Raw genomic sequence first — 25145 nt, 5'->3', positions numbered from 1 at the left:
CTGGCAACGTATCGCTTGCTTTAAAACAATTAATAGTTGCTTGATCAAACGTCTGCAAGATGGACAATCATCCTTCCTGCAGGCGCCTTCACAAGATACCTGCGCATACTTTCAAAGATCCGGGGAAGTGGCCTCAGCGCCATTCCCGTGTGCTGCGAAGTTTCCTTCGTAGCGAGCCGCCCATTATGCCAGACTTTTTCAGTCCGTCAACACCTTCGTTCGATCATCTCGTTCGGCGGTGGTGGGCGCCCTGTTGTCGCTGAAGCCCCTTGGTGGCGACCCCTGCGACGGGGGAGGAGAAGTATGTCCCCATTCCAATCATTTGTGAAGGGGGTGTGGCGATTTTTTTCACCGGATGTTGCATCGGTTCATCCGTCGCGCGACGGAAGGAACCCGCGAAGCGCAGCCAAGCGTGGGCTAGGCTCTACAAGAGCCCAGGGAAGGGCCGGCTGCGCCGGCCCTTCCCTGCTGTCAGGCAGCGACCAGGCGCACGCGGGCGAAGGTGCGCTTGCCGACCTGCAGCAGGCCTTCGAAGCCCGGCTGCAGCAACTGCTGGCCGTCTTCGACCACTTCACCGTCCACCTTCACCGCGCGCTCCTTCAGCTTGCGGTTCGCTTCGGAGTTGCTCGGGGTCAGGCCGGCCGCCGTCAGCAACGCGGCAATACGCAGGCCTTCGGCCGGGATCGCCACATCCTGCAGCGGCAGCTGGGTGATGTCGCCCTGCCCGGTCACCGCCGCTTCCCAGCCGGCAATCGCCTGCTCTGCCGCCACGGCGTCGTGGAAACGGGTCGCCAGCTCACGCGCCAGGCGCAGCTTGACCACGCGCGGGTTCAGGCCGCCATTGGCCACCTGCTCGCGCAGCTGCACGGCCTCGGCCTGGCTGATGTCGAAGGACAGCAGCTCGATCCAGCGCCACATCAGGGTATCGTCCACCTTCATGGTCTTGGTGACGATGTCGATGGCCGGCTCGCTGATACCAATGTAGTTGCCCAGCGACTTGGACATCTTGTTGACGCCATCCAGGCCTTCCAGCAGCGGCATGGTCAGCACCACCTGCGGCTTCTGGCCATGGTGTTCCTGCAGGCCACGGCCCATCAGCAGGTTGAACTTCTGGTCGGTACCGCCCAGCTCGACGTCGGCCTCCAGGGCCACCGAGTCGTAGCCCTGCACCAGCGGGTACAGGAACTCATGGATGGCGATCGACTGCTGGGCGGCATAACGCTTGGCGAAGTCGTCGCGCTCGAGCATGCGTGCCACGGTGTGCTGCCCGGCCAGGCGGATCATGTCGGCCGCGCCCATCTTGCCGAACCACTCCGAGTTGAAGCGGACTTCGGTACGGCTGCGGTCCAGCACCTTGAACACCTGTTCCTCATAGGTACGGGCGTTGGCCAGCACGTCATCGCGGCTGAGCGGCTTGCGGGTCAGGCTCTTGCCCGACGGATCGCCGATCATGCCGGTGAAGTCGCCGATCAGGAAAATGACCTGGTGGCCGAGGTCCTGGAACTGGCGCATCTTGTTCAGCAGCACTGTGTGGCCCAGGTGCAGATCGGGCGCAGTGGGGTCGAAGCCGGCCTTGATCCGCAGCGGGCGGCCTTCCTGCAAGCGCGCGCGCAGATCCTCAAGCTTGAGGATCTCGTCGGCACCGCGGCCGATCAGGGCAAGGGCTTCTTCAATCGAGGACACGTGACTACTCCCGGCAACGCCGATTCTTGTGTGGGGTGTTAAAGCAAAGTTAACCCGATTGGCTTCACAAAAGCCAATGGGCACAAGGGTTTGACGCGGTTTTCTCAGGTGTCTATGGTAACCGCCGATCAGGCCCGCGCTCCCGGGCCGCCAGGAAAAGACCGCCGATGCACAATTCCGAACAAGGGCGCGCCCGCAAGCAGCGCTTCCAGGAACGCCTTCACGTCCTGCACGACAACGCCCTGCATCGGAAGCTCAGGCAACACCTTCCCGCCGCCTTCAATGAGCGCTGGACCCGCCGCCATTGGATGCACGCGAGCCTGTTTGCGACCATCGGCGCCCTGGTGGCGACGATCGTCCCCGGTTTCTCGCACACCATTGACGCGCCTTACGCGGACAGCCACACCAGCCTGGCACTGCCGCTGCCACCGTTGACCATGGCCCGCCAGCAGCAGGTACCGGGCGACAGCTGGCAGGTGCTGCGCATCCAGCGCGGCCAGACCCTGAGCGACCTGTTCGACAAGGCCGGTATTCCGGCCACTACCCTGCACCGGGTGCTGGAGCACCCCGGTGCGCGCGAGGCGCTGACCAAGCTGCGCCCGGGCGCCGAGATCGCCTTCGACATGCCGCTGTCCGGCGACCTGCGCAGCATCCGCTTCGACCGCGACGCCGACAACCGGGTGGAACTGAGCCTGGCCGGCGATGACATCAAGGAGAAGGTGACGCGACGCGAGACTTCCACGCGTACCGTGGTCACCAGCGGCGAGATCACCAGTTCGCTGTATGCCGCGGCCCGCCGGGCCGGGCTGTCGCCGTCGGCGATCGCGACGATGACCGACGACATCTTCAAGTACGACATCGACTTCTCCAAGGACCTGCAGCCGGGCGACCGCTTCAGCGTGGTGATGGACGAGACCTGGCGCGAAGGCGAGAAGGTGGACACCAGCAAGATCCTGGCGGCGACCTTCACCACCGGCGGCAAGACCTATTCCGGCTTCCGCTTCGACCGCAACGGCAAGTCCGAGTACTACGACATCAACGGCCGTTCGTTGAAGAAGAGCTTCATCCGCATGCCGATCCCGTTCGCGCGGCTGAGCTCGACCTTCGGCGCACGCAAGCACCCGGTGCTGGGCAAGATGCGCATGCACAAGGGCGTGGACTACGCCGCGCGTACCGGCACGCCGATCATGGCCGCCGGCGATGCCCGCGTGCAGTTCGCGGGCGTGCAGCGCGGCTACGGCAACGTGGTGATCCTCGACCACGGTCGCGGCCACACCACCCTGTACGGGCACATGTCGCGCTTTGCGAACATCAGGACCGGCCAGCGCGTGGCCCAGGGCACGGTGATCGGCTACGTCGGCTCGACCGGCCTGGCGACCGGGCCGCACCTGCACTACGAATTCCGCGTCAACGGCGAGCACCGCAACCCGCTGACCGTGACCATGCCGCCGCCGGAGCCGCTGAAGGGCGCCGAGCTGGTCGCCTTCCGCGCGCAGACCGCGCCGGCGATGGCCCGCATCCAGGGCATGGAGAAGCTGATCTACGCCGATGCCAGCCCGGCACCGACCAGCCGCGACGAGGCCGCCACCGAGGTTGCCAGCGCCAAGGACAAGCAGGCAACCGGCCGCAAGCGCGGCTGAGCCCCTTCGTTGACGAAGAAGGACGCGGCAGCACAAGCTTGCCGCGTCCTTTTTTTATGCCTGCCATGAACACAACTGCCGACGCTGACGCCCCCCTGTACCTTGGCCTGATGTCGGGCACCAGCGCCGACGGCATCGATGCCGCGCTGGTGCAGTTTCCCGCCGACGGTGGCTGCCGCTTCGTGCACGGGTTGACCGCCCGCTGGGAGCCGGTGCTGCGTGCGCGGCTGGTGGCGCTGGGTGAAGGCGGCCCGCTGGACTCGCTGGAGGAGCTCGGCGAGCTGGATGCGCGCATCGCGATCAACTTCGCCGAGGCTGCCAACCAGCTGCTGGCCGAAGCCGGCGTGGATCGCAGCCAGGTGCGCGCGATCGGCTCGCACGGCCAGACCGTGCGCCACCGCCCGCTGGCCGATCCGGCGTTCACCGTGCAGCTGGGCGACGGCAACCGCATCGCCGAGCTGACCGGAATCACCACGGTGTCCGACTTCCGCCGCCGCGACGTGGCGGCCGGGGGCCATGGCGCGCCGCTGATGCCGGCTTTCCACCTGGGCATGCTGGGTGCCGCCGATGAAGACCGCGCAGTGCTCAACCTGGGCGGCATCGCCAACCTGACCCTGATCCCGCGCGAAGGCGCAGTGCGCGGCTTCGATACGGGCCCTGCCAACGCGCTGATGGATGCCTGGTGCCAGCGCCACACCGTCCGCACCTTCGATGCGGACGGCGCGTATGCCGCCAGTGGCGCGGTGGACGAGGGCCTGCTGGCCGGCTGGCGTTCGGACCCGTGGTTCGCGCTGCCGCCGCCGAAGAGCACCGGGCGCGAGCAGTTCCACCTGGCCTGGGCCGAGGCCCACATGGAGGAAGGCGAATATGCCGCTGCCGATGTGCAGGCCACCCTGCTGGAGCTGACCGTGACGACCGTGGCCGACGCGCTGCTGGCGCAGCAGCCGCAGACCCGGCGCCTGCTGGTCTGTGGCGGCGGGGTGCGCAACCGGCAGCTGATGAAACGGCTGGCGGCGCGGCTGCCGGAGGTGCAGGTGGAGTCCAGCGCGGTGCATGGGCTGGACCCGGAGTACGTGGAGGCGATGGGCTTTGCCTGGCTGGCGCAGCGCACGATGGACGGACTGGCCGGCAACCTGCCAAGCGTGACCGGAGCGAAGGGGCCGCGGATCCTGGGGGCAATCCACCTGGCGTGAGGTGGCGCCATCCACGCATGACGTGGATTCACCGGGCAGCCGAGCGTGGGCTCGGCTCTACAAAGCCGCTAATCGAAGCCCTGCCCTGCGGGCAAGGCCTGCAGGGCGGCGATCGCATCGGAGAGGGCGTCCACTTCGGGATCGCCGAAGCCGGAGCGGACCTCCAGTTCACTGCTGAACAGGCCCTGCTCCAACAGGGCGGCGCAGGTCTGTTCGTGGGTCCAGCCGCGGGCGACCGCGACACGTCGGATACGTTCCAGCAGCAGCGGGTCCAGGTCCCGCAGCACAACATCGGCCATGCTCACTTCCCCGTTCGCAAGGCACCGCCCCCTCGGCGCGTCGGGGGCGATGATCCCGCAGTCCGGGCGGGCAGGCAATCAGGCGACCGGCGGCGGCCCGCGGTCGGCGATCCGCGGCCACAGCCAGGCCAGCAGCAGCAGGGTCGGCACTACAGTGACCGAGCTGAGGATGAAGAACGTGCTGTAGGACGTCGCTTCAACGATGTATCCGGAGACGCCGCCGATGAACTTGCCCGGCAGGTTGGCCAGCGATACCAGCAACGCGTACTGCGTGGCGGTGAAGTTGCGGTCGGTCAGCGACGACATGAAGGCCACCAGCACGGTGCCGGCGAACCCCTGGAACAGGTTGTCGGCACTGAGCGCGGCATAGAACGCCCACAGCTTGCCTGGGTTGTGCGCCATCAGCAGGAAGGCCAGGTTGGACATCGCCACGCCCAGTGCGGCCACCAGCAGCATGCGCCGGAAGCCGAATGCGGCCACCGCAATACCCCCCAGGAACGCACCGCCGATCCCCATCCATACGCCGAACAGCTTGGACACGGTGGCGATGTCGGCCTTGTCGAACCCCGAATCGAGATAGAACGGCCCGGCCATCACGCCGATCACCTGATCGGGGAACTTGAACAGGCCGACGAAGGCCAGCAGCACCAGTGCCAACGCCACGCCATTACGGCTGAAGAAGCTGGAGATGGGCTGGACGAAGGCTTCGGCGATATCGATGCGACGCTGCACCGCCGTGGCCGGGCGCTCCGGTTCGGCGCACAGGAGGGTAGTGACGATCGGCAGCAGCATCAGCGCGGCCATCGCCAGGTAGGCGACGATCCAGCCTTCGAACTGGGCCAGGTACAGCGCGCCGGCACCGGCCAGGATCAGGCCGATCCGGTAGCCCAGCGTGTAGGTGGCCGCCAGTGCGGCCTGCGCGGTCTGCGGCGCGATCTCGATACGGTAGGCATCAACCGCCGAGTCCTGGGTGGCGCCAGCGAACGACGCCACCAGCACCCACATCACCAGTGGCCAGACGCCCTCTTCCGGCCGCACGAAGGCCAGTGCGACCAGGCCGACCAGCACCAGCACCTGCGATACCAGCAGCCACGAACGGCGGCGGCCGAGCGCGCCCAGCAGCGGAAATGCATAGCGGTCCAGCAGCGGCGCCCACAGGAACTTGAGCAGGTAGAAGAAGCTGGCCAGGCTGATCAGGCCGATGCTGCCCAGGTCCAGGCCGACGTCGCGCAGGCGCGTGGACAGCGTCTGCGAAGCGATCAGCAGGAACGGCAGGCCACTGCCGAAGCCAAGCATGGCCATGGTCAGCGCCGACGGGGTACCGAAGGCGCGCTTGATGCCTGCCCAGCCCTTGTAGCTGACCGGCGTGGCGGCCTCGGTCACAGGTCGTAGTCCACGGTGAACGGGGCGTGGTCGGAGAAGCGCTCGTCGCGGTAGATCGAGCAGCTGCGCAGGCGATCACGCAGGCCGGGGGTGATGAACTGGTAGTCGATGCGCCAACCGACGTTGTTGGCACGGGCGGCGCCGCGGTTGCTCCACCAGGTGTAGTCCTCGCCGGCGGGGTTGAGCAGGCGGTAGGCATCGGCCCAACCGCGGCCGGCGGCGACATCGGTGGCCTGGCCGTGGTCGGCGCAGAGGGCGTTGAGCCAGTCGCGTTCCTCCGGCAGGCAGCCGGAATTCTTCTGGTTGGACTTCCAGTTCTTGATGTCCAGCGCCGAACGCACGATGTTCCAGTCGCCGCACAGCACGTAGTCGCGGCCGCTGCGCGCCCACTCCTCCAGGATCGGGCGCAGCCATTCCATCACTTCGAACTTGAAGCCCTGGCGCAGGTCACCCGAGCTGCCGGAGGGAATATAGAACGAGACCACGCTGAGATTGCCGTAGCGCGCCTCGATGTAGCGGCCTTCGTCGTCGAACGGGGCCCAGCCCAGCGAGGTGATGACCTGGTCCGGCTCGCGCTTGCTGTAGATCGCCACGCCGCTGTAGCCCTTCTTGGTGATGGCGTCGCGGTAGAAGCAGTGATGGCCATCCGGACGGAACATCGGGTCGGTCAGCTGGTCTTCCTGGGCCTTGGTTTCCTGGATGCACAGGACGTCGGCGTCCTGGGCACGGAACCAGTCGAGGAAGCCCTTGGTCGCGGCGGAACGGATGCCATTGGCGTTGAAACTGATGATGCGCATGCGGGGACCTGCGGCGGGAAACCGGGCAAGCATACCGGTTGCCCGTGGGGCTGCGCAGTCCGCCAGGCAGTGCCGCGACAGGCTTCAGGCGGGGCCGGACGAGCGCGAAACGCCCAGCTGGATTAGGATTTATGCTCCAAATGAAGATGAATCGAGTTTTGATGAGCGACCACCGCCACCGTTTCCTGCAGCTGGCCCTGACCGCCGACGCCCTGCGCTTCGGCCAGTTCACCCTCAAGTCCGGCCGGCTGAGCCCCTATTTCTTCAACGCCGGCCGTTTCGACTCCGGTTCGCTGCTGTCCCAGCTCGGCGCCTGCTATGCCGATGCCATCGATGCCAGCGGGATCAAGTACGACGTGGTGTTCGGCCCGGCCTACAAGGGCATTCCGCTGGCCACCGCGATGGCCTGCGAGCTGGCCCAGCGCGGCCGCGACCTGCCGCTGTCGTTCAACCGCAAGGAAGCCAAGGACCACGGCGAAGGTGGCCAGCTGATCGGCGCCGACATGAATGGCAAGCGCGTGCTGATCGTCGACGACGTGATCACCGCCGGCACCGCGATCCGCGAAGCGCTGGGCATCATCCGCGCTGCCGGCGGCACCCCGGCCGGCATCGTGGTAGCCCTCGACCGCCAGGAGATCGCCTCGGAAACCGACCGCCGCTCGGCGGCGCAGTCGGTGGCCGAAGAGGCCGGGATTCCGGTGATCGCCGTGGCGTCGCTGGCGGATCTGCTTGATTTCGCCTCCGGCAACCCGGAACTTGTGGGTTACCGCCAGCCGCTGGAAGCCTACCGGGCCCAGTACGGCGTCCGTTCGATCCGCTGACCGACCCAGGGGAAAGGTCATGTCCCGAGTTCCTGCCGTTCTCTTTGCTGGCCTGCTGCTGGCCGTGCCGTGCACCGTGCCGGCGCAGTCGCGCGACGGCGGCAAAGTGGAAAAGAAACTGTACTGCTGGAACGAGGGCAAGGAGCGGATCTGCAGCGATTCGCTGCCAGCCGATGCGGTCAATCACGCCCGCGAGGAGTTCAACGCGAAGAGCGGCCTGCGCAATGCGCAGGTCCAGCGCGCGTTGACCGACGAAGAGCGCGCCGCCGCCAGCACGGTGGCCGCGCAGCAGCAGCTGGACCTGATGGCCGAGCAGACCCGCCAGCGCACCGAGCAGGCGATGCTGACGACCTATGGCAGCGAGGACGACCTGCGCCGGGTGTTCGCCGAGCGCCAGGAAGTGCTGGACAACAACCTGAAGACCGCCGAGTACAACGTCACCAGCCTGCGCGAATCGCTGGTGGCGCTGTTGTCGGCCGCTGGCGACCGTGAACTGGCCGGCGGCAAGGTCGCCGACAAGCAGGCCGAGGCGATCCGTCAGCGGCACGTGCAGTTGCGGGCGCAGCAGCGCCTGCAGGCGGGGTTCCTGCAGCAGCAGCAGGCGCTGAAGGCCGAGATCGACAGCACGCTGCAGCGCTATCGCGAGCTGAAGGGCGTGGCGCCAGCTACCCCGGCGGGCTGACGACGCTCCTGCCGCCGGGCATGACCCAGCGCTACCCGTGGCCCGGTTACGGCTTGAACCACCGAATTTATGCACTCTTTACGCGCCGGCCCGGTCCGGCGCGTAGTGCGTTTATGGGCGGCAGGACGACGATGACGACCTGAGGTGGAGGGGTTCCACCAGGACGCTATTGCAATGTCCCCCTGGCTGTCGTTGTTGTGTGGCGTGCTGGTGCTGGTCGCCGCCGCCTATCTTCTTTATGTCGTGCTGCGGCCCGAGTCGTTCTGAGCGGAGCCGGCCATGACTGAGATGCTTTTGATTATTGCCGCCAGCCTGCTGCTGGCGTGGCCGCTGGGCCTGTACCTGGCCCGCGTGATGCGTGGCACGCCGATGAAGGTCGACGTGCTGTTCCACTGGATCGAGAAGCCGCTGTACAGGGTGTTCGGCGTCGATCCCTCGCGCGCGATGTCCTGGCGCGGCTACGTGCTGGCCTTCGTGCTGAGCAACGTGGTGGTCGCCGTACTGACCCAGGCGGTGTTCATGACCCAGGCCTGGCTGCCGCTGAATCCGGATCAGATCCCGAACATGCGCTGGGACACCGCGCTGCACACGATGATCTCGTTCCTGACCAACACCAACCAGCAGCACTATTCGGGCCAGGCGCAGCTGTCCTACCTCTCGCAGATGACCGGCATCACCGGCCTGCAGGTGGTGACACCGATGATGGGCCTGGCGCTGGCGGTGGCCACGCTGCGCGCGTTGTTCTCGCGTGCGCCGCAGGCTGCCGCGGCCACCGGTGCCGGCGACGACCGCCAGGTGGCGGTGGGCAACTACTACGTGGACGTGGTGCGCCTGTGCGTGCGCTTCCTGTTGCCGCTGTGCCTGGTGTGGACCCTGCTGCTGACCAGCCAGGGCGTGCCGTCGACGATGGCCGGTGGCCCGCAGGCCACGCCGATCGATGCCAGCGCCGGCATGGCCGCACAGAAGCTGCCGCTGGGCCCGGTGGCGGCGATGGTCGCGGCCAAGCAGCTGGGCGCCAACGGTGGCGGCTGGTACGGCCCGAACAGCAGCTTCCCGCTGGAAAACCCGACCCCGCTGTCGAACGCGCTGGAGATCGTCGGCATCCTGCTGGTGCCGATGGCGGTGATCTTCATGATCGGTGCGTTCACCGGCCGGCGCCGGTTCGGCGCCCTGGTGTTCAGCTGCATGCTGGGCATGTCGCTGCTGTCCACCGGCGCAATGATGTGGAGTGAAGGGCACAGTGCCAGCGCCGCCACGCCGCTGCTGATGGAAGGCAAGGAGGTGCGCTTCGGCGCCGACGGCACTGCGCTGTGGGCGGCGGTGACCACGCAGGTCTCCAACGGCTCGGTCGACGGCATGCATGACTCGCTGGCGCCGCTGAGTGGCGGCATCGCGATGGTCAACATGCTGGTCAGCGCGATCTGGGGCGGCATCGGCTGTGGCCTGCAGCAGTTCATCGTGTACCTGCTGCTGGGCGTGTTCCTGGCCGGGTTGATGACTGGGCGTACGCCGGAACTGTTCGGCCGCAAGCTGGAGACGCCACAGGTACGCCTGCTGGCCCTGCTGGTGCTGCTGCAGCCGATCACCCTGCTGGTGTTCACCGCGATCACCCTGGCCGTGCCCGGGCTGGCCGGTACCTCCAACCCTGGCTTCCATGGCATCAGCCAGGTGTTCTACGAGTACGTCTCGGCCTACGCCAACAACGGCTCGGGCTTCGAGGGGCTGGGCGACGCCACGCTGTGGTGGAACCTGAGCTGCTCGCTGGTGCTGCTGCTGGGCCGCTTCCCGCTGCTGATCATCCCGCTGGTGGTGGCCGCCCAGCTGGCCGCCAAGCGCCAGGCGCCGGAGTCTGCCGGCAGCCTGCAGATCGAAACCCCGACCTTCGCCCTGACCCTGGTCTCGGTGATCGTCATCCTGACCGTGCTGCAGTTCATGCCGGCGCTGGTACTCGGCCCGATCGCCGACCACCTCAGCCTGGGACTGCACTAAGGACACCCCGATGAGTACCCACGCAAGTTCCACCCGTAGTTCCCTTGCCCCGCGCCCTGCGCTGCTTGATGGCGCCGGCCTGCGCCGTGCGCTGGTCGAAGCAGTACGCAAGCTCTCGCCGATGCATCTGGTGCGCAGCCCGGTGATGGCGGTGGTGATGGCCGGCACGATCGTCGCCGCCATCGTCACACTGACCGGCAATGCGCCGCTGGGCTTCGGCCTGGCGGTGACCGCGATCCTGCTGGTGACTGTGTTGTTCGGCAATTTCGCCGAAGCAGTGGCCGAGGCGCGTGGCCGTGGCCAGGCCGCGTCGTTGCGCCGCGCGCGCCAGGATCTGGTGGCGCGGCGCCTGGCCGCACCGCAGCCGGGGGCTGCGGAAGCCCAGGTACCTGCCGCTGAGCTGCGCCCGGGCGACCATGTGATCGTCAGTGCCGGTGAGCTGGTGCCGGCCGATGGCGAGATCGTGCAGGGCCTGGCCACCATCAACGAGGCGGCGGTGACCGGCGAATCCGCCCCGGTGCTGCGCGAGGCCGGTACCGACCGTTCCGGCGTGATCGGCGGCACCAAGGTGCTGTCCGACCAGATCATCGTGCGGGTGACCGCCGAGCCGGGGCACAGCTTCCTGGACCGGATGATCGCGCTGGTGGAGGGTGCCAATCGTCAGAAGACGCCGAACGAGATCGCGCTGACCCTGTTGCTGGCAGCGATGACGCTGACCTTCCTGGTGGTGGTGGCGACGCTGCCGGCGATCGGTGCGGCGGTAGGCGTGCAGGTCGATCCGCTGCTGCTGATCGCGCTGCTGGTATGCCTGATCCCGACCACCATCGGCGGGCTGCTGCCGGCCATCGGCATCGCCGGCATGAACCGTGCGCTGGCCGCCAACGTGCTGGCCAAGTCGGGCAAGGCGGTGGAAGTGGCCGGCGACGTCGACGTGCTGCTGCTGGACAAGACCGGCACCATCACCTACGGCGACCGCCAGGCCAGCCACTTCCATCCGTTGGCCGGCATCGACGCCAGCCAGCTGCGTGAAGCGGCGCTGCTGTCCTCGCTGGCCGACCCGACCCCGGAAGGCAAGTCGATCGTGCGCCTGGCGCGCGAGCAGGGCTGCGCCACCGCCGAGCCGGACCATGCCGAGTACCTGGCGTTCAGTGCGCAGACCCGCATGTCCGGCGTCGATCTGGAACATGGCCGGCAGATCCGCAAGGGTGCCGCCGATGCGATCCGCGCCCATGTGCAGGCGCTGGGCGGCAACGTGCCGGCGGAACTGGCCGGTCGCGTCGAGCAGGTGGCGCGCAATGGCGCCACCCCGCTGGTGGTGGCCGAGGGTCGCCACGTGCTGGGCGTGATCGAACTGTCGGACGTGGTCAAGCACGGCATGCGCGAGAAGTTCGCGCAGCTGCGGGCGATGGGCATCCGTACGGTGATGATCACCGGCGACAACCCGCTGACGGCTGCAGCCATTGCCGCCGAGGCTGGCGTCGACGACTACATCGCCGAGGCCCGCCCGGAGGACAAGCTGGCGCGCATCCGCCAGGAACAGGCCGGTGGCCGGCTGGTGGCAATGGTCGGTGACGGCACCAACGACGCCCCGGCACTGGCCCAGGCCGACATCGGCCTGGCGATGAACTCCGGCACGCAGGCGGCGAAGGAGGCCGGCAACATGGTCGACCTCGATTCAGACCCGGCCAAGCTGCTGGCGGTGGTGGAAGTGGGCAAGCAGCAGCTGATCACCCGCGGCGCGCTGACCACCTTCTCACTGGCCAACGACGTCTCCAAGTACTTCGCGATCCTGCCGGCGCTGTTCGCCGCGGCCGTTCCGACCATGGCCGCACTGAACGTGATGCAGCTGTCGAGTCCGCGCAACGCGGTGCTGGCGGCGCTGATCTTCAACGCCCTGGTGATTCCCGCGCTGATCCCGCTCGCCCTGCGCGGCGTGCGCTTCCGCCCGGCCACCGCGACCGCGCTGCTGCGCCGGAACATGCTGGTGTACGGCCTCGGCGGCGTGCTGCTGCCGTTCGCGGCAATCAAGCTGATCGACCTCCTCCTTGTCCTGGTATTCGGCGCATGAACCGTTCTGTTCCCACCTCCACCTCCCTGCCCCGCGAAGCGAACGCCGAGGCCCGCGCGGCCAGCCTGCAGGACGACGCCCGCTGGCGCCCGGCGATCGGCCTGGGCCTGGCCACCCTGCTGCTGGCCGGCGCGGTCTATGCCGGCATCGCCACCGGCTTTGCCGGCCTGGCCTACCCGACCCAGGCCGAAGGCAGCCTGCTGCGCGATGGCAGCGGCCAGGTGCGTGGCTCGGCCTGGCTGGCGCAGCCGTTCACCGGTGACGGCTACTTCCAGGCGCGTCCGTCGGCGGCCAACTACGACCCGATGGCCGCGGCCGGTTCCAACCTGGCGCGCAGCAACCCCGCACTGGCCGAGCGCGTCGCCGCCAGCACCGCTGCGGTGGCCGCACGCGAAGGCATTGCCCCGGCGCAGGTGCCTGCGGACCTGGTCACCCAGTCCGCCGGTGGCCTGGATCCGCAGCTGTCGCCGGCGGCGGCGCAGCTGCAGGTGGTACGCGTGGCGCGTGCCCGTGGCCTGCCGGTGGAGCGCGTGCAGGCACTGGTGCAGGCGCATACCGAAGGGCGCCAGTGGGGCCTGTTCGGCCAGCCACGGGTGAACGTGGTGACGCTGAACTTCGCGCTGGACCATGCGGCCAAGACGCCGTGATGCCGGGCTGTACCCGCTGCGCGCACAATGGTGGCCATGACAGCGGCCCCCATGACTGATGCACGTACCCGCCAGGCCGATGCCCTGGTTGAAGGCCTGCAACGCGAAGCCGGCGGCAAGCTGACCGTGTTCCTCGGTGCGGCGCCGGGCGTGGGCAAGACCTACACCATGCTGACCCGTGCGCAGGAACAGCTGCGCCGCGGCGTCGACCTGGTGGTGGGCCTGGTGGAAACCCATGGACGCACCGATACCCAGGCCCTGCTGGAGGGCCTGCCGCAGCTGCCGCTGAAGGACGTGGCCTATCACGGCCATGTCCTGCAGGAGATGGACCTGGATGCCGTGCTGGCACGGCATCCTGCGCTGGTGCTGGTGGATGAACTGGCCCACCGCAATGCACCGGGCAGCCGCCATGAGCGGCGCTGGCAGGATGTGATGGAGCTGCTGGATGCCGGCATCGACGTCTGGACCACGGTCAACATCCAGCATCTGGAAAGCCTCAACGACGTGGTGATGCGGATCACCGGCGTGCGCGTCAGCGAGACCGTGCCCGACGGCGTGCTCGACCGCCTGCACGACATCGTGCTGGTCGATCTGCCGCCGCGCGAACTGATCGCTCGCCTGCAGCAGGGCAAGGTCTATGTGCCCGAACAGGCGGCACAGGCACTGCAGGCGTTCTTCTCACCGGCCAACCTGACCGCGCTGCGCGAACTGGCGATGCAGGAAGCCGCCGACCGCGTCGACAGCAGCCTGCGCGAAACCCGTGCCGCGCGCGGCGAAAGCAATCTGCCCCTGCGTCGCGGCGTTCTGGTGGCCATCGACGGGGGCGGCCAGAGCGAATACCTGGTGCGCGTGGCGCGGCGCATCGCAGAGCGCCGCGACGCACCGTGGACGGTAGTGACCGTGCAGGGCCGGCGCCAGGACGAGGCGACCCGGCGCGAGATCGATGCGGCCTTCGCGCTGGCACGGCGGCTGGGCGGCGACGCCGAACTGCTGCACGGATCGAGCATTGCCGATGCCCTGCTCGACCATGCCGCACACAACGGCGTGTCGACCCTGGTGCTGGGCCGGACCCGCGAACGGCCGCTGGCGCGGATGTTCAACCGCACCCTGACCCAGCAGCTGATCCAGCGTGGCGCGCATTACGAGATCACCATCATCAGCACGCCGCAGGCACGCGCACGCTCGCGCCGCGAGAGCCTGCTGCCGCCAATGCGCGGTATCAGTCATGAACCGGCACAAGCCCTGATCGCCACCGCGCTGGCCTGTGCGGTGGCGTGGCTGGCCGAACACTGGGTGGGCATGGCCGACCTGTCGATGGTGTTCATCGTCGCGGTGGTGCTGGTGGCTGCACGCACGCGCGCCAGCGTGGCGGTGATGGCCGCGATCCTGTGCTTCCTGGCCTACAACTTCCTGTTCATCGCGCCGCGCTTCACCTTCGCCATCGGTGCGCGCCAGGGCGTGATCACCGTGTTCCTGTTCCTGGCTGCGGCACTGGTGGCCGGGCGCCTGGCCTCGCGCCTGCGCATGCAGGTGATTGCGCTGCGTGCGGCCAACCGCCATGCGCGTGCGCGCCAGCAGCTGGGCCGTCAGCTGGCCAGTGCGGCCGGCAACGGCGAAGTGGCACAGGCGGGCCGGCATGCGCTGGAGCAGGCCCTGGACGTGCCGGCGTGGCTGCGGATCGGCACCGATACCGCCGCCGGTGGCCGCAGCCAGCCTGGCGATACCGACCTGGCGGCCGCCGACTGGGCACTGCGCCACGGCCAGCCCAGTGGGCGTTTCACCGATACCCTGGCCGGCGCGCAATGGTGGTTCCTGCCGCTGCTGGACGGCGAAGACCGTGCGATCGGCGTGGCCGGCCTGTACCTGCCTGGCGCACAGGCGCGCCTGCTGCCCGAACAGCGGCAGCTGGCCGAAGCGATGGTCGATGACATCGCACAGGCCGCGCTGCGTACGCGGCTGGTGGCGGAACTGGAGCAGGCACACGTCAGCAACGAGACCGAGCGGCTGCGTTCGGCGCTGCTCTCCTCGGTGTCGCACGACCTGCGCTCGCCACTGGCGGCGATGATTGGGTCGGCCGACAGCCTGGCCAGCTACGGTGCAGCGATGGATACGGCTGATCGCCGCGCCCTGCTGGACACCATCCTGGTCGAGGGCGAGCGCCTGGACCGCTACATCCAGAACCTGCTGGACATGACCCGGCTGGGTCATGAAGGGCTGAAGATCAACCGCGACTGGATCGGCGTGGACGAACTGATCGGCTCGGCGGCACGGCGCCTGCAGCGCTACCAGCCAAAGGTGCGGCTGGAGCTGGACATCCCAGCCACGCTGGCACCGATCTGGGTGCATCCGGCGCTGGTCGAACAGGCCGTGTTCAACGTGATGGAGAACGCGGCCAAGTTCTCGCCGCCCGACGCCGCCGTGCAGGTACAGGCGCGCGAGCTGGACGGCCAGCTGCGCATCGACGTGATCGATGCCGGCCCCGGCATTCCCGATGACGAGCGCGCGCGCATCTTCGACATGTTCTACAGCGTCGAGCGTGGCGACCGAGGCCGCCACGGCACCGGCCTGGGCCTGACCATCTGCCAGGGCATGATCGGCGCACATGGCGGCAGCGTGCAGGCGCTGCCCGGACGCGACGGTCGCGGTACCCTGATCCGCATCACCCTGCCCCTGCTCAAGCCAGCCTCCCACGATGAGCCCGACCCCGATTGATGCCAGCGTGCCGGCCGCGCGCGTGCTGGTGATCGATGATGAAACCCAGATCCGCCGGTTCCTGGACATCAGCCTGCGCGCGCAGGGCTATCAGGTGCGGGAGGCCGCCACCGGCCAGGAAGGCCTGCAGCTGGCCGCCAGCGAAGACATGGACCTGGTGATCCTGGATATCGGCCTGCCGGACATGGAAGGCCACGAAGTCCTGGAACAGCTGCGCCAGTGGAGCCAGGTGCCGGTGATCATGCTGACCGTGCGCGCCGGCGAAGCCGAGAAGGTGCGCGCACTGGATACCGGCGCCAACGACTACGTGACCAAGCCATTCGGCACGCAGGAGCTGATGGCGCGGGTGCGGGCGCTGCTGCGCACGCGCAGCGTGCCGACCGATGGCACGCCGCCGGTGTTCGACGATGGCCACCTGCACGTGGACCTGGTGCGTCGCGAAGTCGCCCTGCAGGGTGAACCGGTGGCGTTGACCCGCAAGGAATACGCGCTGCTGTCGCTGCTGCTGCGCAATGCCGGGCGGGTGGTGACCCAGCCGCAGATCCTGCAGGAGATCTGGGGGCCGACCCACCAGCACGACACCCACTACCTGCGCATCCTGGTCGGCAAGCTGCGGCACAAGCTGGGCGATTCGGCGCTGGATTCGCGCTACCTGTTCACCGAGCCGGGCGTGGGGTTGCGGTTCAAGGGGTAGTGCCGGCCGCTGGCCGGCAAGCCCAATTGCCGGCCAGCGGCCGGCACTACCCATTCTGCTGCAGCGTCCAAAGGGGTCAGAACCCCAGCGGGGTATCGCCCAGCACTGGTTGCAGCTGGCTGCGGAACAGGGCCTGGATGCGTTCCAGTGCGGCCTCGTCGTTGCCTTCGAAGCGCAGCACCAGCACCGGCGTGGTGTTGGAGGCACGCACCAGCCCCCAGCCATCGGCGAAGTCCACGCGCAGCCCGTCGATGGTCGACAGGCGGCCACCCACATACGGGTTGTCCGGCGATTGCGCCGCCGCCACCAGCATCGCCACCAGGGCATGCGGCGTCCCGTCGGCCACCGGTACCTTCAGCTCCGGCGTGGCGACCATTTCCGGCAGTTCGCCCAGCACCTCGTCCGGGGTTTCCTCGCGCTGGGCCAGGATCTCCAGCAGGCGCGCAGCGGCGTACAGACCGTCGTCGAAACCGAACCAGCGTTCCTTGAAGAAGAAGTGGCCGCTCATCTCGCCGGCCAGCTCGGCATCGGTCTCGCGCATCTTCGCCTTCATCAGCGAATGCCCGGTCTTCCACATCAGCGGGCTGCCACCGTTGCGCAGCACGTGGTCGGACAGCTTGCCGGTGCACTTCACGTCGTAGATCACCATCGCGCCCGGATTGCGCATCAACACATCGGCAGCGAACAGCATCAGCAGGCGATCGGCGTAGATGATCCGGCCTTCGCCGGTCACCACGCCCAGCCGGTCGCCGTCGCCATCGAAGGCCACGCCGAGATCGGCGCCAAAGCGCTTGACCGTCTGCACCAGGTCTTCCAGGTTGGCCGGTTCGCTCGGGTCGGGATGATGGTTGGGGAAGGTACCGTCGACATCGCAGTACAGCGGAATGACGTCGGCGCCGATCGCTTCCAGCAGCTGCGGCGCCAGTGCGCCGGCCACGCCATTGCCGGCATCGGCCACGACCTTCAGCGGGCGGTCCAGCTGCACGTCATCGGCGATGCGCTGGATGTAGTCGGCACTGACATCGCGCTGCTGGTAGTCACCGGGCTCGGCGGCCTGCACCAGGCGGCCCTCGACGATGCGCTGGTAGAGATCGGTGATGGCATCGCCGGACAGCGTCTCGCCGCCAATGACCACCTTGAAGCCGTTGTACTCGGGCGGATTGTGGCTGCCGGTGACTGCCACGCAGGTGCCGGTACGCAGATGGAAGGCGGCGTAGTACACGAGCGGGGTCGGCGCCAGGCCGATGTCGATCACCGCGCAGCCGGCACGGCGCAGGCCCTCGGCCAGCCCGGCCGTCAGCTCGGGTCCGGACAGGCGGCCATCGCGACCGATCACCACCTCGCGCAGGCCCTGCTCCAGTGCCACGGTGCCGATAGCCTGGCCGATCAGCGCCGCGGTCTTCGGTGTCAGTTCACTGCCCACCACGCCGCGGATGTCATAAGCGCGGAAGATGCCGGCGGCCAGCTCCTCGGCCGGCACCGGCGGGGGCGGCGGTGGCGTGGCATCGCCACTGCCGGTCACAGCGGCCACGGGTGGCGGCGCCTGCTGCAGGCTCTCGCTCAGGGTCGGGCCATGGTCGGCCTCGGACGCTGCGGCGCGGCGCGGCAAGGGCAGCGACTTCGGCAGTCGGTCACGTCCCACCACCAGCAACACGGCAATGAACGCCAGCAGCAACGCCACAATGGCGCTGGCCAGCGCGCCCAGGCCCAACGGACCGGCGTCGACATTCGGCACCGACGCGACCAGCCGCAGCGGCGTGCCTGCAACCGGGCGCGCCAGCGCTTCGGCACTTTCGGACAGGCCCGCGTCGCCCTGGGTGACCAGATCGAACCCACCCTGGCGCAGGCCAAGGAAGCCTGCGGACGGCGCACGCACCTGGTCCAGCGGCGAGGTCAGCCGCAGCAGCGGCTGGCGGACATAGATCACGGCCGGCCCCAGGCTGCCCAGCTGCACCGGCGCGGCCAGGCCCAGGCGATTGCCGCCACCATCGCGGACGACGCGCAGGCTGGGTTTGCCCTCAGCCACCGCCGCTTCCAGCAGAGCCAGGCGTGCATACCCGAAGGTGGCCGGATCGGCATAGGCGTTGGCCAGATCGGCCGTCAGCACCTCGACCTGCTCAACCCCGGTCCAGCTCTCGCGCACGGCCAGCGCCGCTGCAGCAGCATCGCCGGCCTGCAGCGCCTGCTGCACGCGATCGTTCTTCAACTGCTGCTGCAGCTGCTGCAACTGGCCTGCAGCGGCCTGCTGCAGGCCCTGCACGGCCTGGTCGCGCGCTTCTTCCAGCGCCTGGCCGTTGGCCTCCTGCCGCCATTGCTGCACCGCGCTCCATCCGAACCAGCCGGCCAGCAGGATCAGCAGCACCCCCAGTAGTGGTGCACTGCGACCCAACGACCGTCCCCGCTGTCCTTCCCCGATGCCGCTCATCGATGTCCCCTGTCAACGCACCCCGGTATGGCCGAATCCACCCGTGCCCCGCACGCTGTCGGTGAAAGTATCCACCACCTGCAGGCTGACGCGGGCAATCGGAACCACCACCAGCTGCGCGATGCGATCGCCGGGCTCGATGGTGAAGGCCTCGCGGCCACGGTTCCAGACGCTGATCAGCAGCGGCCCCTGGTAGTCGGCATCGATCAGGCCGGTGCCGTTGCCCAGCACGATGCCATGCCGATGGCCCAGCCCTGAACGCGGCAGGATCACCGCGCACAGGTTCGGGTCGGCAATGTGGATGGCCAGGCCGCTGGGCACCAGCGCGGTGTCGCCCGGCTGCAGGGTCAGCGCGGTATCCAGCGCGGCGCGCAGGTCCATGCCGGCGCTGGCTTCGGTGGCGTAGGCCGGCAGCGGCCAGCTGTCGCCGAAGCGCGGATCGAGCAGCTTGACCTGCAGCGGTTGGGAAAGGGATGCCTGGGTCATGCCTGGAGTCTCCGCGCGATCAGCGCCAGCAGTTGTTCGGCCAGTTCGCGCTTGGAGGTGGCCGGGAATACCTGTTCACCGTCCTGCCAGAAGGCCGTGGCGGCATTGTTGTCGCTCTCGAAACCACCGCCACTGATGCCGACCTGGTTGGCGATCACCAGGTCCAGGCGCTTGTCGATCAGCTTGCCGCGTGCATATTTCTCCACGTCGTGGGTCTCGGCGGCGAAGCCGACCACCAGCTTCAGCGACTGCGTCTGCGCGGCGACTTCGGCCAGGATGTCCGGCGTGCGCACCAGCTCGATCACCAGCGACTGGCTGTCGGCGGTCTTCTTCAGCTTCTGCGCGGCGACCTGGCGCGGGGTGTAGTCGGACACCGCGGCGGCACCGATATAGATGTCGGCGGGCAGCGACTTCAGTACGGCATCGCGCATCTGCGCGGCCGAGCGCACGTCGATGCGCTGCACGCCCGGTGGCGTCGGCAGCTGGACCGGGCCGCTGACCAGAACCACGTGCGCGCCCAGCGCGGCGGCGGCAGCGGCCAGGGCAAAGCCCATCTTGCCGCTGCTGCGGTTGCCGACGTAGCGCACCGGATCGATGTCTTCGTAGGTCGGGCCGGCACTGATCAGCAGGCGCAACCCCTGCAGGGCATGGGTTTCCGGCGCGGCAACCGTCGCAGCGGTACCGCCCTTGGCCACCAGCGCGGCCACGATGTCGCCCGGTTCGGCCAGCCGGCCGGGACCGGATTCACCTTCGGCCAGCGGGCCATCGACCGGGCCGATCACCTGCGCACCGCGCTGGCGCAGCAGGGCGATGTTGGCCTGGGTAGCCGGATGCAGCCACATCCGGTGGTTCATTGCCGGGCAGATCGTCAGCGGTGCGGTGCTGGCCAGGCACAGGGTGCTGACCAGGTCATCGGCATGGCCTTGGGCCAGCCGCGCCAGCAGATCGGCGGTACCCGGCGCGACCACGATGCGGTCGGCCCAGCGCGCCAGCTCGATGTGGCCCATGGCCTGCTCGGCGGCGCTGTCCCACAGCGTGGTGCGGGTCGGCTGCCCGGACAGGGCCTGGAAGCTGAGCGGAGTGACGAACTGCTGGGCACCGGCGGTCATCGCCACCTGCACCTGGGCACCGGCATCGCGCAGGCGCCGCACCAGCTCCAGGGCCTTGTAGGCCGCGATCCCGCCTCCGACGCACAACAGCAGTTTCTGGCCTTCCAGCGCGCGGGCCGGCGCGGGGGAAGCGTTGGGGGAGTCAGCCACCTGGAATTCCTGTGCAAACGAGGGCATTAGCTTACCCGATGGTCAGTAATGTCCCGGTACACGGCACACATAGCGGGCGGCTATCAGCAGATGGGACTTGCGCCACAACGCTTCCGGGGTTCAAGACACTGCGATTCGGAACTTTCCTATACCTGTTGCCCGGCCACGTTTGCAGAATCGTCGGTGGCCACCGCAGGTGTGCCGCTTCGCTTTTCGAGGATTCCGCGTGCACCCGCGCATCATCATCGCCGACGACCATCCCGTCGTCCTGCACGGCATCCGCATCGTGCTGCAGACCCATCTGATGGAGGTCGTCGGCAGCGCGCGTGACGGCGCCCAGCTGCTGCAGCTGGTCGAGCACCACGGCTGCGACGCGGTGCTGACCGACCTCTCCATGCCGGGCACCGGCCCGGATGGCCCGGAACTGATCGCTGAGCTGCGCGCACGCCACCCGGGCATGCCCGTGGTGGTGCTTACCGGCGCCCGTCACCCCGGCCTGCTCGATGGCCTGCTGCGTGAAGGTGTCAGTGGCCTGGTGGACAAGTGCGCCGATTTCGGCGAGTTGCCGCAGGCCCTGAACGCGGCCATGGCCGGGCAGGTGTTCGTCTCGCAGCAGCTGCGCCACCACCTGCAGGCGCGCGACCTGATGTTCGCGCGTGAGCCGGCGGCGCTGTCGGCCCGCGAACAGGAAGTGCTGGACCTGTTGGCCGCCGGGCTGAAAGTGAACGCCATCGCCGTCCACTGCGGCCGCAGCCCGAAAACGATCAGCCGGCAGAAGGCCGAAGCCAAGCGCAAGCTGGGGCTGCAGAACAATCAGGAGCTGTTCGCCTATCTGCAGTCGCGACGCGACTGAGGCAACCGCCGACCCGGGCGTGCGCCCTGCCCTGATGGGACGCATCACCCGCGCTGGCGATGATGCAGGCATGCCCATCCATGACTGGCCCGAGCAGGAACGTCCCCGCGAGAAGTTGATCGCCCGCGGCCCCGCCACGTTGTCCGACGCGGAACTGCTGGCGCTGTTCCTCGGCTCTGGCTTCGGTGGACGCGACGCGGTGCAGACCGCCCGCGACCTGCTGCAGGCGCATGGCCCCCTGCGTGTGCTGCTGGACCGCCCGGCCCGCGAGCTGGCCCGGTTGCCGGGGCTGGGGCCGGCACGAAGCTGTGCACTGGCCGCCGGCCTGGAACTGGCCCATCGCTACCTGGCCGCCGAGCTTCAGCAGGGCGAGGCGGTCGGCAACAACCCGGCCGCGGTCGGCCGCTACCTGCAGCACCGCCTGCGCGGCCAGGCCCGCGAGATCTTCATGGCGCTGTTCCTGGACAACCGCCACCGGCTGATCGCCTGCGAGGAACTGTTCCAGGGCACCATCAATGCCGCCCCGGTCTACCCCCGCGAGGTGGTGCGGCGAGCCCTGCTGCACAATGCCGCAGCGGTGATCCTCAGTCACAACCACCCCTCCGGCGACCCGGAACCCTCCGGCGCCGATACCCGGATCACCGATGAACTGCAGCAGGCGCTGGCACTGGTGGACGTACGCCTGCTGGACCACTTCGTGGTCGGCGAAGGCCGCCCCGTTTCGTTTGCTGAACGGGGCCTGCTGTCCCCGCCCCAGCCACGCCTGTTCGGCTGAGCGCGGCCCCTTCAGGCGCCATCGGCCGCCCCCACACGCATGTTCTGGTCAGCGTGGGCGCGGGTATCTGCGCTAAAATGGGCGATTCCGCCGCTCATTCTCACAGCAGGCCTCGTGAAAAATCTCCTCCGCGCCCTGATCAGCCAAGGCATCGAAGCCTTGCGCGCCAATGGCACCCTGCCCGCCGACTCCCTGCCGCCGGACTTCGTGGTCGAGCGCCCGAAGACCCGTGACCATGGCGACTTCGCCACCAACGCCGCGATGCTGCTGGCCAAGGCCGCGCGCAGCAATCCGCGCGCACTGGCTCAGGCGCTGGTCGAGGCGCTGCCGCGCAGCGAGGACGTCAGCAAGGTCGAGATCGCCGGCCCCGGCTTCATCAACTTCCACCTGGCTCCGGCTGCGTACCAGCGCGAAGCCGCGTCGGTCATCAAGGAAGCCCACGACTACGGCCGCAACCTGTCCGGCAATGGCCGCACGGTGGGCGTGGAGTACGTGTCGGCCAACCCGACCGGCCCGCTGCATGTCGGCCATGGCCGCGCGGCGGCGATCGGCGACTGCGTGGCCCGCGTGCTCGATGCCAACGGCTGGAACGCCAAGCGCGAGTTCTACTACAACGACGCCGGCGTGCAGATCGAGAACCTGGCACTGTCGGTGCAGGCCCGCGTGAAGGGCATTGCGCCGGACCAGGAAGGCTGGCCGGAAGGCGGCTACCGCGGTGAGTACATCGCCGATGTTGCCCGCGCCTACATGGCCGGCGCCAGCGTTGACCTGGAAGGCACGCTGGTAGTCGGCGCCAAGGACCCGGACGACATGCAGGCGATCCGTCGCTTTGCCGTGGCCTACCTGCGCAACGAGCAGAACCTGGACCTGGCCGCCTTCGGCGTCGACTTCGACATCTACTTCCTGGAAAGCTCGCTGTACGCCGATGGCAAGGTCGCCGAGGCCGTGGCCAGGCTGCAGGCCTCCGGGCACACCTACGAGGAAGGCGGCGCGCTGTGGCTGCGCAGCACCGATTTCGGTGACGACAAGGACCGCGTGATGCGCAAGTCCGACGGCACCTTCACCTACTTCGTGCCGGACGTGGCCTACCACCTGTCCAAGTGGCAGCGCGGCTACGAGCGCGCGATCACCGAACTGGGCGCCGACCACCACGGCTCGCTGGCGCGCGTGCGCGCCGGCCTGCAGGCGCTGGAAGTGGGCATCCCGCAGGGCTGGCCGGAATACGTGCTGCACCAGATGGTCACCGTCATGCGCGGCGGCGAGGAAGTGAAGCTGTCCAAGCGTGCCGGCAGCTACTTCACCCTGCGCGACCTGATCGAGGAGGCCGGCCGCGATGCGACCCGCTGGTTCCTGATCGCGCGCAAGCCCGATTCGCAGCTGACCTTCGACATCGACCTGGCCCGCCAGCAGAGCAACGACAATCCGGTGTTCTACGTGCAGTACGCGCACGCCCGCGTCTGCAGCCTGCTGCGCCAGGCCCAGGAAAAGGGCCTGGTGTACGAGCAGGGCAATGGCCTGGCCAATCTGGGCCGCCTGGCCGACGATGCCTCGCTGGGGTTGATGAACGAGATCTCGCGGTATCCGGAAGTGGTGGAAGCGGCTGGCGTGGCGCTGGAGCCGCACCTGGTGGCGCAGTACCTGCGTGAATTGGCGCATGCCTTCCACACGTGGTATCACGGGACGCCGGTGCTGGTGGACGACGCCACCGATCGCAACGCCAAGCTGACCCTGGCCTGCGCGGCGCGCCAGGTGCTGGCCAACGGCCTCGAACTCCTGGGCGTGAGTGCCCCGGAAAAAATGTAAGCATCAGGAGACGCAGTACACATGGCAGCACGACGCGGCAAAACCCAGGCACGACGCAACAGCAGCAGCCAGGGCACCCCCGGATGGGTGTGGCTGGTGGCCGGTGTGGCGATCGCCGCCGTGGTGTTCCTGGCGGCGCCGAACCTGTTCAAGGGCGAAGGCGATGGCTTCCTGCGTGCCGGTCCGCAGCCGAACCCGAACGCGCAGCCGGCCCCGGTCGCTGATGCCGACAGCGATGTCGGCAGCCAGCCGGCCGCGCAGCCGGCCACGCCGAAGCCGGCCGAACCGGAGAAGCCCGCCGCGACGCAGTACGACTTCTACACCCTGCTGCCGGGCAAGGAAGTGGAAATGTCCGACGCCGAACTGGCCGCCAGCGCGCGCGCCGAGGATCAGCGCCGGGCCAAGGCCGAAGCGTCGCGCGCGCAGGCCGCGCTGGAGGGCAGGCCGGTACCTCCGGCAAGCACGGCCACGCCGGCACCGACCGCAACGGCCAGCGTCGCAAGCACCGCGCCGGTAACCGCGACCAACCGTCCGCTGCCGGCACCGCTGAGCGAGCACCCGGCCGCGGCAACCCCGTCGGCCAGCACGGCGGCCGCCACTCCAGCGCCGCGCGCGGAAAGCGCGCCCGCCGCGTCGGCACCGCCGGCGTCCGCAGCTGCACCGGCGGCCGCCGACAACGCCCGCTACATCCTGCAGGCAGGAGCCTTCGGTGCTTCCGGTGACGCCGAAGCCACCAAGGCCAAGCTGGCCATGATGGGCCTGGCGGCACGCGTGGAGTCGGCGCAGATCAACGGCAAGACCGTGTACCGCGTGCGCATGGGCCCGTACGGCAGTGCCGGCGAGTTGTCCGAAGCCAAGCAGAAGCTGGATGGCACCGGCCTGCAGGCGATGGCGATCAAGGCGCAGTAAGCCTGCCGATGTGAATGAAAAAGCCGG

At 68.5% G+C, this 25145-nt stretch carries 21 protein-coding genes; 14 read left to right on the top strand and 7 right to left on the bottom strand.

Annotated features, from left to right (window positions below):
- Positions 1 to 471: 471 nt before the first annotated feature.
- Positions 472 to 1683, bottom strand: a complete 1212-nt coding sequence (tyrS, locus tag AC5P66_RS05410; protein WP_478483817.1) for a tyrosine--tRNA ligase — start codon at positions 1681 to 1683, stop codon at positions 472 to 474.
- A gap of 167 nt (positions 1684 to 1850) precedes the next feature.
- Here tyrS and AC5P66_RS05405 point away from each other — a divergent pair, with 167 nt between their 5' ends.
- The gene (locus AC5P66_RS05405; protein ID WP_049413997.1) at positions 1851 to 3323 is read left to right on the top strand and encodes a M23 family metallopeptidase; all 1473 of its coding nucleotides are present in this window, start codon (positions 1851 to 1853) and stop codon (positions 3321 to 3323) included.
- 65 nt (positions 3324 to 3388) lie between these two features.
- Positions 3389 to 4516, top strand: coding sequence for an anhydro-N-acetylmuramic acid kinase (locus AC5P66_RS05400; protein WP_495216113.1), 1128 nt, complete (start codon positions 3389 to 3391; stop codon positions 4514 to 4516).
- A gap of 68 nt (positions 4517 to 4584) precedes the next feature.
- Here the strand turns inward: AC5P66_RS05400 and AC5P66_RS05395 are convergent, their stop codons facing one another.
- The 3 genes from AC5P66_RS05395 to AC5P66_RS05385 all read right to left on the bottom strand — a co-directional run bounded on the left by AC5P66_RS05395 (position 4585) and on the right by AC5P66_RS05385 (position 6995).
- Positions 4585 to 4815, bottom strand: a complete 231-nt coding sequence (locus AC5P66_RS05395; RefSeq protein ID WP_005420465.1) for a hypothetical protein — start codon at positions 4813 to 4815, stop codon at positions 4585 to 4587.
- A 78-nt stretch (positions 4816 to 4893) separates the two neighbouring features.
- Complete coding sequence (locus AC5P66_RS05390) at positions 4894 to 6198, bottom strand: AmpG family muropeptide MFS transporter (protein WP_049413991.1); 1305 nt, start codon at positions 6196 to 6198, stop codon at positions 4894 to 4896.
- Positions 6195 to 6995 (bottom strand): exodeoxyribonuclease III, encoded by an 801-nt coding sequence (locus AC5P66_RS05385; RefSeq protein ID WP_049413989.1) that lies wholly within the window; start codon positions 6993 to 6995, stop codon positions 6195 to 6197. Before AC5P66_RS05385 ends, AC5P66_RS05390 begins: the two co-directional genes overlap by 4 nt.
- Positions 6996 to 7156: 161 nt before the next feature.
- Here AC5P66_RS05385 and pyrE point away from each other — a divergent pair, with 161 nt between their 5' ends.
- From pyrE to AC5P66_RS05345, 8 genes are all read left to right on the top strand, one after another.
- Positions 7157 to 7816 carry an orotate phosphoribosyltransferase gene (pyrE, locus tag AC5P66_RS05380; RefSeq protein ID WP_005420471.1) on the top strand — a complete coding sequence of 220 codons (660 nt, stop codon included), beginning with the start codon at positions 7157 to 7159 and terminating at the stop codon, positions 7814 to 7816.
- 19 nt (positions 7817 to 7835) lie between these two features.
- On the top strand, positions 7836 to 8498 hold the full coding sequence (locus tag AC5P66_RS05375; RefSeq protein WP_049439095.1) for a hypothetical protein: 663 nt from the start codon (positions 7836 to 7838) through the stop codon (positions 8496 to 8498).
- Positions 8499 to 8672: 174 nt separating this feature from the next.
- Positions 8673 to 8765: a potassium-transporting ATPase subunit F gene (locus AC5P66_RS05370; protein ID WP_005407770.1), complete on the top strand. Its 93-nt coding sequence runs from the start codon at positions 8673 to 8675 to the stop codon at positions 8763 to 8765.
- 12 nt (positions 8766 to 8777) lie between these two features.
- A complete protein-coding gene (gene kdpA, locus AC5P66_RS05365) occupies positions 8778 to 10487 on the top strand; it encodes a potassium-transporting ATPase subunit KdpA (protein ID WP_049439094.1) in 1710 nt (569 codons plus the stop codon).
- Between the two features lie 10 nt (positions 10488 to 10497).
- Positions 10498 to 12555 (top strand): potassium-transporting ATPase subunit KdpB, encoded by a 2058-nt coding sequence (gene kdpB, locus AC5P66_RS05360; protein WP_049413981.1) that lies wholly within the window; start codon positions 10498 to 10500, stop codon positions 12553 to 12555.
- On the top strand, positions 12552 to 13202 hold the full coding sequence (gene kdpC, locus AC5P66_RS05355) for a potassium-transporting ATPase subunit KdpC (protein ID WP_099495477.1): 651 nt from the start codon (positions 12552 to 12554) through the stop codon (positions 13200 to 13202). Before kdpB ends, kdpC begins: the two co-directional genes overlap by 4 nt.
- Positions 13203 to 13253: 51 nt before the next feature.
- Positions 13254 to 15914: an ATP-binding protein gene (locus AC5P66_RS05350; RefSeq protein WP_049439093.1), complete on the top strand. Its 2661-nt coding sequence runs from the start codon at positions 13254 to 13256 to the stop codon at positions 15912 to 15914.
- Positions 15895 to 16608: a response regulator transcription factor gene (locus AC5P66_RS05345; RefSeq protein ID WP_262222996.1), complete on the top strand. Its 714-nt coding sequence runs from the start codon at positions 15895 to 15897 to the stop codon at positions 16606 to 16608. The genes AC5P66_RS05350 and AC5P66_RS05345 overlap by 20 nt, the downstream gene beginning before the upstream one ends.
- A 76-nt stretch (positions 16609 to 16684) precedes the next feature.
- Here AC5P66_RS05345 and AC5P66_RS05340 read toward each other — a convergent pair whose 3' ends face one another.
- Genes AC5P66_RS05340 through coaBC form a run of 3 tightly spaced genes read right to left on the bottom strand, consistent with a single transcriptional unit; the run spans position 16685 to position 20805 of the window.
- The gene (locus AC5P66_RS05340) at positions 16685 to 19033 is read right to left on the bottom strand and encodes a phosphomannomutase/phosphoglucomutase (RefSeq protein ID WP_049414326.1); all 2349 of its coding nucleotides are present in this window, start codon (positions 19031 to 19033) and stop codon (positions 16685 to 16687) included.
- 12 nt (positions 19034 to 19045) lie between these two features.
- Positions 19046 to 19519, bottom strand: coding sequence for a dUTP diphosphatase (gene dut / locus AC5P66_RS05335; RefSeq protein ID WP_005420510.1), 474 nt, complete (start codon positions 19517 to 19519; stop codon positions 19046 to 19048).
- The gene (gene coaBC / locus AC5P66_RS05330) at positions 19516 to 20805 is read right to left on the bottom strand and encodes a bifunctional phosphopantothenoylcysteine decarboxylase/phosphopantothenate--cysteine ligase CoaBC (protein ID WP_495216112.1); all 1290 of its coding nucleotides are present in this window, start codon (positions 20803 to 20805) and stop codon (positions 19516 to 19518) included. The genes dut and coaBC overlap by 4 nt, the downstream gene beginning before the upstream one ends.
- A 199-nt stretch (positions 20806 to 21004) precedes the next feature.
- Here coaBC and AC5P66_RS05325 point away from each other — a divergent pair, with 199 nt between their 5' ends.
- From AC5P66_RS05325 to AC5P66_RS05310, 4 genes are all read left to right on the top strand, one after another.
- Positions 21005 to 21631: a response regulator gene (locus AC5P66_RS05325; RefSeq protein WP_049443446.1), complete on the top strand. Its 627-nt coding sequence runs from the start codon at positions 21005 to 21007 to the stop codon at positions 21629 to 21631.
- Positions 21632 to 21701: 70 nt separating this feature from the next.
- Positions 21702 to 22406 (top strand): RadC family protein, encoded by a 705-nt coding sequence (radC, locus tag AC5P66_RS05320; RefSeq protein WP_014035697.1) that lies wholly within the window; start codon positions 21702 to 21704, stop codon positions 22404 to 22406.
- 114 nt (positions 22407 to 22520) lie between these two features.
- The gene (gene argS, locus AC5P66_RS05315) at positions 22521 to 24209 is read left to right on the top strand and encodes an arginine--tRNA ligase (RefSeq protein WP_262222765.1); all 1689 of its coding nucleotides are present in this window, start codon (positions 22521 to 22523) and stop codon (positions 24207 to 24209) included.
- 21 nt (positions 24210 to 24230) lie between these two features.
- Positions 24231 to 25118 (top strand): SPOR domain-containing protein, encoded by an 888-nt coding sequence (locus tag AC5P66_RS05310; RefSeq protein WP_111096924.1) that lies wholly within the window; start codon positions 24231 to 24233, stop codon positions 25116 to 25118.
- Positions 25119 to 25145: the final 27 nt, after the last annotated feature.

The sequence above is a fragment of the Stenotrophomonas sp. YJH_SMC_122 genome, assembly GCF_059369535.1.
The sequence above is the reverse complement of the archived record's forward strand: the minus strand, read 5'-3'. Positions and strand labels throughout refer to the sequence as shown.